Below are 13,534 nucleotides of genomic sequence, written 5' to 3'. Positions count from 1 at the left end.
AAATACCTTGACTTATAGGACAAGAAGTTGTCCCATACAAAAAAGGGTCAGACCTCACATCAATAGTGTGAAGTCCGACCCTTTTGGATTTCTTTTCTTACTTTTTTTCAAAATCACAGTCTTTTAAAGGGATTAATTTTGTTTTGTTTTTAACTTTATAGACGAGCCAAACGATTAAGAAAAGAGGTAAACCGATATAAGAAACAAGTACTCCGTTCCAATCGACCCCGCCTCCCGTAAAGGCTTGGTAGTTTTGACCTAGTATAATGAAAATACACAGAAACAGTGCTAATAATGGACCGAGTGGGAACCACTTTGCTCGATATGGAAGATCCTTTATGTCGTGTCCTTGTGCGATATAGGCCCTGCGGAAGCGGTAATGGCTGATGGCAATCCCGAGCCAAGTAACAAAACCAGCCATCCCTGACGCGTTTAACAACCAAATATAAACGGCACCATCGCCGAAGAAAGTCGTTAAGAAAGCTAGTGATCCAACTAAAGTGGTGGCGATTAAAGCATTGACCGGCACACCTCTTTTATCCAATTTCCCTAAGAATTTGGGTGCTTTACCATCGCGTGCTAAATCCCAAAGCATACGAGTAGAAGCATACATGCCTGAGTTACCTGCAGACAAGACGGATGTTAAAATGATGGCGTTCATGACGGATGCAGCGAAGGCAAATCCTGCGCGTTCAAAAACGAGTGTGAATGGACTTACAGAAATCGCATCACTTAATAATCGTTCATCTGTGTATGGAAGAATCATCCCAATGACAAAAATAGATAAAATGTAAAAAAGAAGGATTCGCCAAAATACAGTGCTAATTGCTTTTGGAATATTTTTTTCCGGCTCTTCGCTTTCTCCAGCAGCTACGCCGAGTAATTCCGTCCCTTGAAAGGAGAAACCCGCTGCCATGAAGATTCCTAGAATGGCAAAGAATCCGCCATTAAAAGGTGCATCCTCGATTGTGAAGTTTGTAAAGCCGATTGATTCTCCGCCCATTATGCCAAAAATCATTAAAAATCCAGTAATAATAAAGATGATGACTGTTACAACTTTAATCAGTGCAAACCAAAACTCCGCTTCTCCAAAGCCTTTAACAGACAAATAGTTGAAGCCGAACATAATCACAAGTGCCAGTGCGCTCCACATAACTGAAGGACTTTCTGGAAACCAAAATTTCATAATAAGTACAACTGCAGCAAGCTCCGCGGCAATCGTAATTGCCCAGTTATACCAATAGTTCCAGCCAATAGCAAAACCAAATGCTGGATCAACAAAATTCGTGGCGTACACTCTGAATGAACCAGCTACTGGCATGTAGGCTGCCATCTCGGCAAGACTTGTCATTAAGAAATAAACCATGATTCCAACAGCCGCATAGGCGAGCAGCGCTCCACCTGGACCAGCAGTAGAAATAGCGCCGCCACTTGCTAAAAATATCCCAGTTCCGATTGATCCTCCAAGAGAAATCATCATAAGATGGCGTGCTTTAAGAGTTCTCTTTAATTGAGTAGGGTTAGATGCTTTGGATGAATTCGCCAATGATATTATACACTCCTTTTCTGTGGAAAAGGGGCGGGGCTTCGCAAAAATCAGCTCCGCACCGCCACCTTCATAAGGTGATACAATTTGAGTACCTGAACCTTTTTCATCGTTTTAGTTGGGATCAGATGCTCAAATGGAAGGTTACATCGTATTTTAGACAAATAAAAAAACAGCAGTCGAAAAAGATCGACGGCTGTTTGATAAGTCCGTTAAATCCTTCCGAAGATAGCCCTCCACGTTACTAAACGTGACAGTGATGTTCCTGTTCGGAAACATCGCCAGCCTGGATAGTCAATGATTTATCCAAACTTCGGCAATTTATCCTTTCAAACGGAGTCATCAATTTCATTGAATCTCGTCCGCTTTACTATTATAAGTTGCAGCCTCTATCCCATCGGTGAATGGGAATATTTAATTAAATATGATTGTAGTATAGTATATTTCAGATGGACAAGCAATGCTTAATTTTGAAAGGGAAGTAATAATTAGACAAGAATAGATGAAAAGACCCAATATATTGGAGCAAACAAAGAGAAAACTTGGACCATTATGTTTACAGGTTTTTTAGTTTAACTTCCATTTCGAATTCGCACTTGTAACGACGATTTTTTTTGTAAAGAACAAGGCATTTGATTCTGGATTGGCTTGCGCGATAGGAATCCCGGTCGTTTTCTTTTACTATTTATTAATGGGCCATTACACAGCAGTGATGCTAGATGCTTCGATAGCAGGATGAATGGTCAGTGTTGTGGGTGTGATCTTTGGATTGGCTTTTCTATTTTCGCCAAGTCAGGGACTTGTAACCATCTACATGAGGAGAAGGCGACTTAGCGCAGAAAGATGATAAGTTGGGACTTCGTGGGGGAATATCCAATATACGATATAGTTGTGATTTTGTCTGTTTACAGTATAATGGATAGATGTACGAAAGGGATTATTTTCTCAAAAAGATGCTATGGATCATAGTTCCCTTAATCCTTCTTAGGGGAGAGTTATATGGAATCAAAAAATAAAGTTTCATCCAGAATTGATTATACCTTAGCTTTTATACTATTTCTTCTGTTTATTACGAGCTGTATTGCGATATACAGCGCGCAGACATCTGGGCAGTATGTAAATAACTTTTTAATACAACAAGTGTTTTGGTACGCGGTTGGTGTAGGCATTGTTGCAACCATCATTACCTTTGATTCAGATCAATTAAAGAAAATAACTTGGTATGCTTATGGTTTTGGGCTTCTTTTACTTGTCTTGCTAGTGATCGCTCCAGATTCGTTAGTTCCAGAGAGAAATGGAGCCAAGAGTTGGTTTATCATTCCGAAATTAGGTTCGATTCAGCCTTCTGAATTCATGAAGACGTTTTTGATTGTAGCACTTGCCAATGTGGCGACCACTCATCATGAAAAAAATCTAATAAAGACGCTTAAAACGGATTTCTGGCTGTTGTTGAAATTAGGTCTTGTAACGATGCCGCCGATTATGTTAGTTATGCTACAACCTGACTTAGGAACATCTCTTGTTTTAATTGCGATTTTAGTTGGCGTCATTTTTGTTTCAGGTGTTTCATGGAAGATACTAACCCCCATTTTTGCAGGCGGGGCAGCCGTTGCAGGAACGATATTTTATTTCGTTCTTTGGCAACCTGATGTTTTAGTAAAATACCTAGGAGTTAAGCAATATCAATTTGGACGGATTTATTCTTGGTTAGATCCTTATAATTACGCCAGTTCAACAGGGTATCAATTAACGAAGTCGCTGCTTGCGATCGGATCAGGCCAAACGACAGGGAAAGCATTAGAAGGTGGAATCGGTGCTAGAGAAGTGTATTTACCGGAAAGTCATTCTGATTTCATCTTTAGTGTGATTGGCGAAGAATTTGGTTTTCTTGGGTCCAGTATTGTCGTTAGTTTGTTTTTCTTGCTGATCTATCACATTACGAAATCCGGAATGGATACGAAGAATAACTTCTATACGTATATTTGTGTGGGGGTAATTAGTATGATTACATTCCATGTATTTCAAAATATTGGCATGACGATTGGCGTTTTGCCGATTACAGGTATTCCGCTTCCTTTCATTAGCTATGGTGGAAGCTCGTTAATGGGGAATATGTTGGCGATGGGTTTAATTTTTAGTATTCGATATCATTATAAGAAATACATGTTTTCTACCGATAAATAAGAGGAACGCAAGCGTTAGGCACCAACGAGGACTCGAAAAAACATAAAGTGAAACTTCCATCAGTGGGGGATTACAGCCTGTTAAACCAGGATAAAGTCACTTGCAAAGGAGTATTGATATGAACGATCAATTTACTGAGCAATTTGATGGTTTGATTGAGAAATATACGGAACTTCTTACTGGAGAAAGTGATCTTGAACTTCAGGAAAAAGTCCGGTACTGGGCACTTTATTCGTATATTGCTAAATCGATGCCTGCCCTTGCTAAGCATTGGAATTCAACTTATCCAGAGGCAAAGCAAGAAATGGTTAAGCTGATTCAGGAAATAAAAAAACTGAACGACGACTATCGAGAACAAAAGGAGAAGGCTTAGCCTTCTCCTTTTGTTCTGTATAAATGTTATCCTGCATTAACAGGAAGTAAGACCCCTATTAATTGAAGTTTCACTTTATTGTATTCCAGCATCATAAGGGAATTGGTTCTTATAGCCACTGAATTGTTGGTAGGCTTGACCGACTTTTTGAGGGTCTTCTGTTTCAAGAGTATACCAGCCTTTTTCGAACATTAAGTAATAGAGCTCTCTTTGCGCTGTCTCGACTTCAGTATAGATGGATTGAATATCCTGATACAGAGTCTGATTGCTCAATTCATTCAATGCCACTCCATAAGAACTTTTTAAATACTTTTCTGTACTTAGCATATCATTAACGAAATCACGTTCATTCATTTGCGGTGTCTTTGGAATGGGAGCTTCAGGGTTTTGTACTTTATTTTGATTGGCCAATTTGCATATCTCCTTTCATCATGATTATTGGAGCTGTTGACTTTGTTTGGCTGGATCAAGATGTGTAAGGATGGTATTATAATGGCGCTGATGCATTAGGCCATATTTATTCAAGGCTTGCACGACTTGTTGATCTTGGCATTGAGCGGCGAAGAAATGAGCTTTCTTCATAGCAAGTAAATTCCAGGACAGCATATCTTTTAAATAAAGGCTATCTTTCGTTGAAACCATTTTGGGTGGCTGTTTCATAGTTCCAACAGGTACATTACTTTGTGGTTGGTTTCCTTGGATATTTTGTTGCATCATATCCACCTCCTTAAAATGATGTTTTTTCTAAAGAATACCGTTGTTACGAGCGTTACATACCATGGAGAATAACGAATTTACCCCGGTTTCACAGGCTTTAATCCCAAAACTCCATTTTGCAAAAGAATCAAGAAAAAATAGGAAGGAAATAAACAGCCTGTAAAACGTAACTGCCCTCGGTGGAGGATGAAACGGATGGACGTTTCACTTTATTTTTTAAATTGATTGTTTGTACTGTTCACTTTGTTTTGTCCATGTCCTTCAACGCCAGGACCTGCGTTTCCTTTCACGCTCGCCGCACTTACTGCTGCCTTTGATGGATTATCTTTACGCTTGACCATTTGCGAATCACCTCCTACCTCGTTATTCTTTGTGGTTAGAGAAATAATATGTCACCATTTGTTGAATGAAAAAATGACGTTTTTAGCCATTAAAGATTGCGCAATTTTCTGAAATATTCTATATTTAAAGTAGGAGAGAGGTCGCTTATTTTAACGAAAAAATGAATGAGTATTCATTCAAGACATTTGAATAAGGGGGATTGAATTTGGTGCGACAAATCAGAAGGGCTGCTGTTCTAGGGTCAGGGGTTATGGGCTCAGGGATTGCCGCACACCTTGCTAACGTAGGAATTCCAACTTATCTTTTAGATATCGTTCCCAGGGAGCTTACAGAGGATGAAAAGAAACAAGGAATGTCACTTAAAGATAAAGCGGTGAGAAATCGAATCAGCCAAACGTCTATTCAAAAGCTATTAAAACAAAAGCCCGCACCGCTTACTTCAAAAAGCAAACTTGCATTGATCGAAGCAGGTAACTTTGAAGATGACTTAGAAAAGCTTGCTGAAGTGGATTGGGTGATTGAAGTTGTTGTTGAAAACCTGCAAGTGAAAAAAGACATTTTCGTAAAAGTGGATCAATATAGAAAGCAAGGTAGTATCATTAGCTCCAATACATCAGGCATTTCGATCGAAGCTATGGCGGATGGGCGTTCGTCAGACTTTCAAAAGCACTTTCTAGGCACTCACTTCTTTAACCCACCACGTTATTTAAAGCTACTTGAAATTATTCCAACAAAATTGACTGATCCAAAGGTACTCTTATTTATGAAACAGTTTGGTGAAGATGTCCTTGGAAAAGGGGTTGTTGAAGCGAAAGATACACCCAATTTCATTGCTAATAGAATTGGAACATATGGTTTACTCGTAACTGTACAAGAAATGTTAAAAGGCGGTTACAGTATCGGTGAAGTAGACTCCATCACAGGACCAATGATTGGCAGACCAAAAAGTGCAACGTTTCGCACACTTGATGTTGTGGGGTTAGACACATTTGCTCATGTAGCAAAAAATGTTTATGACCAGGTGGATGGTAAAGAGAAGGAAGTCTTTCGGATACCTGATTTTGTAACAAAAATGGTTGATAGAGGGTGGCTGGGAAGCAAAAGTGGCCAGGGATTTTTCATGAAAAAAGGAAAAGAAATTCTTGAACTTAATCCGCAAACCCTGGAATACGGACCGAGAAAGAAACTAAAAACAGCCTCTACTGAAATGAGCAAACAGGCAAAAGGTTATTCAAATCAAATGAAGGCGCTCATTTATTCGGATGATCGTGCCGGACAGCTCTTGTGGAAAATATTAACCCCAGTACTTACTTACTCTGCTACACAACTTGGTGAAATTGCAGACGATATCAAAGCAATCGATCAAGCGATGAAGTGGGGATTCGGCTGGTCAAAAGGTCCGTTTGAAACATGGGATGCGATTGGACTAGAGAAGTCCGTTACGAAATTAGAGCAAGAAGACGTTCCTGTACCAGAATGGGTAAAAGAAATGCTCAGAAACGGATTCACTCACTTTTACAAAGAAAATGAACAAGGTGAAACGCTGTACTTCCATCATGGCGAATACAAGCAACTCATCGAAAATCCTAAAGCAATCAATTTGAAAAAAGTGAAAAAGCAAAAAGGGGTTATCAAAAAGAACGCTGGCGCCAGCTTAATCGATATCGGTGATGGTGTGGCATTGCTAGAATTCACCTCACAAAACAATGCAATAGGACTTGATATCATTCAAATGATTAACTTTGCAATTGAGGAAGTAGCCACAAATTACAAAGGTCTTGTCATTGGAAACCAGGGGAAGAACTTCTGTGTCGGAGCAAATATCGCATTAATGCTAATGGAAGCCCAAGATGACAATATTTTTGAACTAGATATGGTCATCACTCAGTTCCAAAAAGCCATGTTGAAGATTAAATATAGCCCGAAACCAGTTGTTGCTGCACCGTTTAATATGACATTAGGTGGAGGGGCTGAAGTGTGTCTTCCGGCGGCTCGTATTCAGGCATCTTCGGAAACATACATGGGTCTTGTTGAAGTGGGAGTTGGTTTAATTCCAGGCGGCGGTGGAGCGAAGGAACTGTATTATAAGACGGTAAAGAGTTTACCAAAAGGTGTGGAAGTTGATTTACAGAAAGTCGTAAATAAAGTATTTGAAATGGTGGCGACGGCAAAGGTTTCCTCTTCAGGAGAAGAAGCACATGAAAATAATTTCTTGAATGTCACAGATGGAATTAGTGTGAATCCAGATCACTTAATTTATGATGCGAAGCAAGTTGTTCTTGCATTACATGAACAAGGCTATATGGCACCAATAAAGGAAAAAATTCCAGTGGTCGGCGAATCGGGATATGCAACCCTTCTGCTAGGAGCTGAGTCGATGCGTCTAACAGGATATATCTCTGAGCATGACATGGTCATTGCGAAAAAGCTTGCCTTTGTTCTTGCAGGTGGGATGGTGCCATTTGGTACAGAAGTGGATGAACAATACTTATTAAACTTAGAAAAAGAAGCATTCCTAAGCTTAATTTCTATACCGAAATCTCAACAGAGAATGCAACATATGCTTCTTAAAGGAAAGCCGCTACGCAACTAATCTTGATAATCGTTCATTTAGCGTTGCGGAATAATGGCTTACATGTATCCCGTATTCACGGAAAGTCAAAACCCCACTGATTGAAGTTTCATTTTACGTAAGGAGGGTCCTCATGAGAGAAGCGGTAATAGTAGCTGGAGCAAGAACGCCAGTTGGGAAAGCGAAAAAAGGCTCTCTTGCAAAAGCACGCCCGGATGACTTAGGTGCTCTTGTTGTAAAAGAGACATTGAAACGTGCTGGCAATTACGAAGGGAACATTGATGATTTAATCATTGGTTGTGCCATGCCAGAAGCTGAACAAGGCTTAAACATGGCGAGAAACATCGGTGCACTGGCCGGCTTGCCCCATTCTGTACCGGCCATTACGATCAATCGCTATTGTTCAAGTGGTTTGAACAGTATTGCTTATGGTGCAGAAAGAATCATGCTCGGGTTTAGCGATACAGTCATTGCCGGTGGAGCAGAATCAATGAGTATGGTGCCGATGATGGGACATGTAACTCGTCCGAATGCGAAGCTCGCCGAAACGGCTCCTGAGTATTATATGGGAATGGGGCATACAGCTGAAGAAGTAGCGAAGAAATTCGGCATCTCTCGTGAAGACCAAGATGCTTTTGCAGTTCGTAGCCATCAAAAAGCTGCAAAAGCAATTGCGGACGGAAAATTTGCTGATGAGATTGTTCCTGTTGACGTGACGATTCATTCTGTTGGTGCAGATTTAAAGCCAGAGTCAAGAAGCTATCAATTTATGACAGACGAAGGTGTACGTGAAGGGACCACGATAGATATTCTAAGCAAATTACGACCAGCCTTTTCAGTAACGGGATCCGTAACAGCGGGTAATGCATCACAAACAAGTGATGGAGCGGCGGCTGTTATGGTCATGGATCGAGAGAAAGCAACTTCATATGGCTTGGTTCCATTAGGGAAATTCCGTTCATTTGCAGTAGCTGGCGTTCCTCCTGAAATCATGGGGATTGGTCCGGTAGCGGCGATACCTAAAGCATTAAAACTAGCGGGGCTTGCGCTCTCAGATATTGGTTTATTTGAATTGAATGAAGCGTTTGCTTCTCAATCGATCCAAATCATCCGTGAGCTTGGTCTAAATGAAGAAATTGTGAACGTAAATGGCGGTGCAATTGCCCTGGGCCATCCACTTGGTTGTACCGGTGCAAAATTAACACTAAGCCTGCTTCATGAAATGAAACGAAAGAATCAGCAATTTGGAGTAGTAACAATGTGTATCGGTGGCGGAATGGGAGCCGCTGGAGTATTTGAATTGATCGGATAATAACTTGTGTGCAGTAGAAAAAAGGGGTCTGACCCCGAAGTCACCTTCCGGAGATAAGGCAATTTAAGTGGAATTTCCAGATTGATTAATTGAGGGGTCTGACCCAATGATCAAATTAGGAGGCACGAGAAGATGGCTAACGAAACTGAAAAGTTAATCAAAGGCGGCGGTTTTTTAGTAGAAGACATTACGTATGATCAGATGTTCACCCCAGAGGATTACACAGACGAGCAAAAAATGATTGCAAAAACAACGGAGGATTTCGTCATTCATAAGGTAGTACCAGAAGTTGAATATTTAGAGAAGCACGAATTCGATCGTTCAGTAAAATTGTTGAAACAAGCCGGTGACCTTGGACTACTAGGAGCGGATGTTCCAGAAGAATACGGTGGACTTGGTCTTGATAAAGTCAGCTCAGCATTAATTGCTGAAAAAATGTCTCGTGCAGGTGGTTTCGGAATTACACACGGTGCGCATGTCGGAATTGGATCTCTGCCAATCGTTCTTTTCGGGAACGAAGATCAAAAACAAAAATATCTGCCATTGCTTGCAACGGGTGAAAAAATTGCCGCTTACGCTTTGACTGAGCCGAGTTCAGGCTCAGATGCTTTAGGAGCAAAAACTGTAGCAAAACTGAATGAAAAAGGAACTCACTACGTATTAAACGGTGAAAAACAATGGATCACCAATTCAGCTTTTGCGGATGTATTTATTGTATATGCAAAAATCGATGGGGAAAAATTCTCAGCATTTATCATTGAGCGTGAATTCACTGGTGTATCTGTCGGTGCTGAAGAGAAGAAAATGGGTATCAAGAGTTCGTCTACACGTACGTTGATCCTAGAAGACGCCGAAGTGCCAGTTGAGAATCTTCTTGGTGAAGCTGGTCGTGGACACGTTATTGCTTTCAATATTTTAAATGTCGGACGTTATAAATTAGGTGTAGGTGTAGTCGGTGGAGCTAAGCGTGCCTTCGAATTGGCCGCTAGCTATACGAACCAACGGCAACAATTTAAAACAGTCATATCTTCTTTTAACTTAACAAAGGAGAAATTGGCGACAATGGCTTCGAGAATTTATGCAGCAGAAAGTTCTGTTTACCGTACAGTTGGTCTTTTTGAACAAAGAATGAGTCAGCTGTCTGATGAAGAGGTAAAAGACGGCAAGGCCGTTGCAGCATCCATTGCCGAATACGCGATTGAATGTTCATTAAATAAATTCTTTGCGACTGAAGTTTTGGATTATGTTGTGGACGAAGGCGTTCAGCTACATGGCGGCTATGGTTTCATGCAAGAATACGAAATTGAACGTGCATACCGTGATTCCAGGATTAATCGTATCTTTGAAGGAACGAATGAAATCAATCGTTTATTGGTACCGGGAACATTCTTGAAAAAAGCGTTAAAAGGCGAGCTGCCTATCCTTCAAAAAGCTCAAACTCTAAAAGAAGAGTTATTGATGATGATGCCTGAGGAACCAGGTGATGAACCATTGGCACAAGAAAAAATGCTAGTAAGAAATGCGAAGAAAATCGCGTTGCTTGCTGCAGGGCTCGCTGCACAAAAATTCGGACCTAAGCTTGAAGAAGAGCAAGAAATTCTAGTGAACATTGCTGATATTGCATCTCTTACTTATGCCGCTGAATCAGTGCTTTTACGTACAGAAAAAGCAATCTCTACAACTGGAATAGAAAAGAACCAGCAAAAAGTTCTTTACACAGAAATCTTCGTTCAAGAAGCGTTCAATGAAATCGAGCAGCATGCAAAAGAAACATTAATTGCTGTAGAAGTCGGTGACCCATTGCGTATCATGCTTTCTTCCCTTCGCAAATTAACTAGACACACGCCAATCAATGTTATTGCCAAAAAACGTGAAGCCTCTGTTAAAGTAATTGCAGCAGGAAAATTTGTGTTATAAAGTGAAACTTCAATGAGTGGGGGGGCTCATCCCCCACTCATTGTTAGTCCCATTCTAGAGTCGCTAATATCTCCGCGCAGCGTAGATAAAGCGACTCTACGAACCCGATTTAATGAATCACAGACAAAGTACGCCGCGTCCTGCGGCAACGTCTGTGTGACCCACATCCTGTGGGCCTCAACTAAACCTTTGAAAACCACAAAGGTAAGTTTCGCTGTATCTCACCAATCGGGCTTTTGCGGGCAGCTATCCCCCACCTAGGCTTCCTCTGAGCCTTAAGGTGGGGGTTTTACTGCCCGTTAATGCAGGATAAATTTAGAAATGAGAAAGGACTCCCGATTCGGACCTAGAGTTTAAGCACCTCCAGTGTTCAGTATTTCTGGGAGTCTTTTTCTATTTTCGTTGCTGAATCTTTTGTGTTGCTATTGAAAAAAGGGTATTCTATCAATAGGTGGTGAGAAAATGTCCTTAACATTTTATTGGTATCCAAAATGCGGAACTTGCCGCAATGCTAAGAAGTGGCTTGATGCACATGAACTTACATACAAAGACATCCACATCGCGGAAAATCCGCCTTCAAGTTCTGAAGTGAAAGAGTTGTTCCATAACAGTGGTCTCGATTTAAAGAAATTCTTCAACACAAGTGGTCAAAAGTATCGTGAATTGGGTTTAAAGGATCGTTTGAAAGAGGCATCTGAACAAGAAATGCTGAAAATTCTGGCTTCTGATGGGATGTTAATAAAACGTCCGATTGTTACAGATGGCAGGAAAGTAACAGTAGGTTTTAAAGAAGAAGAATTTGAGAAGAACTGGATCTGAAGTTTGTACTTCCAAATTGAAAAATCTACTTATATACTATAAGAGAGTTACTACTACATACTTGGAGGGATTTATTAATGACAACACCAAAAGAATTACGTTATTCAGAAGAACATGAATGGGTAAAAACAGAGGGCGAAACGGTTCGTATCGGAATTACACACTTTGCGCAATCGGAGCTTGGTGATATTGTGTTTGTTGAGCTTCCAGAAGTAGGCGACGAAATTAAAGCGGACGAGCCATTCGGTAGCGTTGAATCTGTAAAAACAGTTTCTGAATTATATGCACCGATCAGTGGTAAAGTCGTTGCAGTGAACGAGGATCTAAATGATAGCCCTGAGTTTGTAAACGAGTCTCCTTATGAGAAGGCTTGGATGGTTGTAGTCGAGCCGTCTGACCGCACTGAAATTGAGAAACTAATGACAGCAGAGGCATACGAAGAAATGACTAACGAAGGATAAGATGTTAAATGAGGAAGGCTGTAGCAACGGTCTTCCTTGTTTATTATTCGGGCAACAGGTAGGCTCTAGTATTTTGAGAGAACTCAAGATGGGTGATGATGTTGTTCATGCAGTCTGAGGTTGAAAAAATTCTTATTGTCGAAGGAACTTCTGATAAGCGTCAAGTAAAAAAGATTTTGAACGAAGATGTAGAGATTATCTGTACAAACGGAACAATCTCTTTAGTAAGATTGGATGAACTTGTGGAAGAATTGGAAGACAAGGATGTATATATTCTCGTTGATGCAGATAAATCTGGAGAAAAGCTTCGGAAACAGCTGATGCGTGAAATGCCAAACGCTTCCCATATTTATATAGACAAAATGTATCGTCAAGTAGCGGATGCTCCGCTAAAACATCTTTCAACTATGCTACTTGCAGCCAAAATAGACGTGAAAGTGAAATATTTAGAATAGAGGATGAGTGTTACTGTGCAAGAATGGAATGAAACAGAATTAAATGACGCGATTCCACGGGATAAGACGGTTTGTTTATATTTGTATACCCCGATGTGTGGAACTTGTCAGGTCGCTTCAAAAATGCTTACTGTTGCGTTAGAGCTTTATCCTGAATTAAAAAGCGGTAAGATGAATATGAACTATAGCCCAGCTATTTCGACGCAATATAAAGTAGAAAGTGTTCCTTGCTTGCTGCTTTTTAAAGAAGGACAATTGATTGAAAAAGTTTATGCCTTTCAATCAGTACCGTATCTTTATGCTCTCTTAAAGGAGCTAGAATCATGAAGAATGATTTTCTATACTATGGATTAATGCCCGAATGATGGAGAAGCTTGCTATCCATTATTCGGGTATTTGCTATTCATTTGATGAGAACCGTTTACATATTCATTGCGGATCCTATTAAGGGAATACTCTTTAAGCTTCTATTTCTCGGGAAATAGTGACAAGAAATGTTTTTTGATGAAAGGTTTGTCGAAGGAAAGAGAGTAACGTCTGATCGTGGGGTGAAAAAAGCTGTGAAATAAAAGAAAGATGAGGTTGACTGGCATTATTGCTCATGATATATTTATCACAAGAACAATTTACCGAAAATTAAATTAATTTCTTATCAAGAGTGGTGGAGGAACTGGTCCTATGAAGCCCGGCAACCGGTATGTAATTCATACACGGTGCTAATTCCAGCAGAGTATTAGCTCTGGAAGATAAGGAGAGTTTATAATAAACCTCTTCTTAAAGAAGTGGTTTTTTTGATTCTCATATACCTATCATTGCGGAGCGAATAGGATCGTAAA

Annotated in this window: 13 protein-coding genes and 2 riboswitches; of the genes, 9 read left to right on the top strand and 4 right to left on the bottom strand. The window is 40.3% G+C overall.

The features are described 5' to 3' along the window. Positions 1 to 97: 97 nt before the first annotated feature. Positions 98 to 1,555, bottom strand: coding sequence for an amino acid permease (locus tag AC1MGI_RS02675; RefSeq protein ID WP_480349683.1), 1,458 nt, complete (start codon positions 1,553 to 1,555; stop codon positions 98 to 100). Between the two features lie 212 nt (positions 1,556 to 1,767). Next, a riboswitch (Lysine riboswitch) is annotated at positions 1,768 to 1,946 on the bottom strand. A gap of 599 nt (positions 1,947 to 2,545) precedes the next feature. Here AC1MGI_RS02675 and AC1MGI_RS02670 point away from each other — a divergent pair. Together AC1MGI_RS02670 and AC1MGI_RS02665 are read left to right on the top strand one after the other, a co-directional pair. Next, a complete protein-coding gene (locus tag AC1MGI_RS02670; RefSeq protein WP_480348310.1) occupies positions 2,546 to 3,730 on the top strand; it encodes an FtsW/RodA/SpoVE family cell cycle protein in 1,185 nt (394 codons plus the stop codon). 118 nt (positions 3,731 to 3,848) lie between these two features. Continuing rightward, on the top strand, positions 3,849 to 4,103 hold the full coding sequence (locus AC1MGI_RS02665; protein ID WP_062185821.1) for a YusU family protein: 255 nt from the start codon (positions 3,849 to 3,851) through the stop codon (positions 4,101 to 4,103). A 75-nt stretch (positions 4,104 to 4,178) separates the two neighbouring features. Here the strand turns inward: AC1MGI_RS02665 and AC1MGI_RS02660 are convergent, their stop codons facing one another. From AC1MGI_RS02660 to AC1MGI_RS02650, 3 genes are all read right to left on the bottom strand, one after another. After that, the gene (locus AC1MGI_RS02660) at positions 4,179 to 4,457 is read right to left on the bottom strand and encodes a spore coat protein (protein ID WP_480349682.1); all 279 of its coding nucleotides are present in this window, start codon (positions 4,455 to 4,457) and stop codon (positions 4,179 to 4,181) included. An 81-nt stretch (positions 4,458 to 4,538) separates the two neighbouring features. Continuing rightward, entirely contained in the window at positions 4,539 to 4,817 is a 279-nt protein-coding gene (locus tag AC1MGI_RS02655; RefSeq protein ID WP_480349681.1) for a hypothetical protein, read from the bottom strand. Positions 4,818 to 5,029: 212 nt separating this feature from the next. Further along, positions 5,030 to 5,161, bottom strand: coding sequence for a YuzL family protein (locus AC1MGI_RS02650; protein ID WP_082191192.1), 132 nt, complete (start codon positions 5,159 to 5,161; stop codon positions 5,030 to 5,032). A gap of 251 nt (positions 5,162 to 5,412) precedes the next feature. On the opposite strand from AC1MGI_RS02650, the gene AC1MGI_RS02645 reads away from it, so the two are divergent. From AC1MGI_RS02645 to AC1MGI_RS02615, 7 genes are all read left to right on the top strand, one after another. Continuing rightward, a complete protein-coding gene (locus AC1MGI_RS02645) occupies positions 5,413 to 7,755 on the top strand; it encodes a 3-hydroxyacyl-CoA dehydrogenase/enoyl-CoA hydratase family protein (RefSeq protein ID WP_480349680.1) in 2,343 nt (780 codons plus the stop codon). A gap of 112 nt (positions 7,756 to 7,867) precedes the next feature. Further along, entirely contained in the window at positions 7,868 to 9,046 is a 1,179-nt protein-coding gene (locus AC1MGI_RS02640; protein ID WP_480348307.1) for an acetyl-CoA C-acetyltransferase, read from the top strand. A 132-nt stretch (positions 9,047 to 9,178) separates the two neighbouring features. Then, positions 9,179 to 10,963 carry an acyl-CoA dehydrogenase family protein gene (locus AC1MGI_RS02635; RefSeq protein ID WP_480348305.1) on the top strand — a complete coding sequence of 595 codons (1,785 nt, stop codon included), beginning with the start codon at positions 9,179 to 9,181 and terminating at the stop codon, positions 10,961 to 10,963. 462 nt (positions 10,964 to 11,425) lie between these two features. Next, a complete protein-coding gene (locus tag AC1MGI_RS02630) occupies positions 11,426 to 11,782 on the top strand; it encodes an arsenate reductase family protein (protein ID WP_480348303.1) in 357 nt (118 codons plus the stop codon). Positions 11,783 to 11,859: 77 nt separating this feature from the next. Next, on the top strand, positions 11,860 to 12,243 hold the full coding sequence (gcvH, locus tag AC1MGI_RS02625) for a glycine cleavage system protein GcvH (RefSeq protein ID WP_480348302.1): 384 nt from the start codon (positions 11,860 to 11,862) through the stop codon (positions 12,241 to 12,243). Between the two features lie 107 nt (positions 12,244 to 12,350). Continuing rightward, positions 12,351 to 12,698: a toprim domain-containing protein gene (locus AC1MGI_RS02620; protein WP_480348299.1), complete on the top strand. Its 348-nt coding sequence runs from the start codon at positions 12,351 to 12,353 to the stop codon at positions 12,696 to 12,698. Positions 12,699 to 12,713: 15 nt separating this feature from the next. Then, positions 12,714 to 13,025 carry a thioredoxin family protein gene (locus AC1MGI_RS02615; RefSeq protein ID WP_480348298.1) on the top strand — a complete coding sequence of 104 codons (312 nt, stop codon included), beginning with the start codon at positions 12,714 to 12,716 and terminating at the stop codon, positions 13,023 to 13,025. A gap of 319 nt (positions 13,026 to 13,344) precedes the next feature. Continuing rightward, positions 13,345 to 13,451: riboswitch (SAM riboswitch) on the top strand. Positions 13,452 to 13,534: the final 83 nt, after the last annotated feature.

The organism is Peribacillus sp. BM1 (genome assembly GCF_056679975.1).
This window is presented reverse-complemented; position numbering and strand designations above follow the sequence as displayed.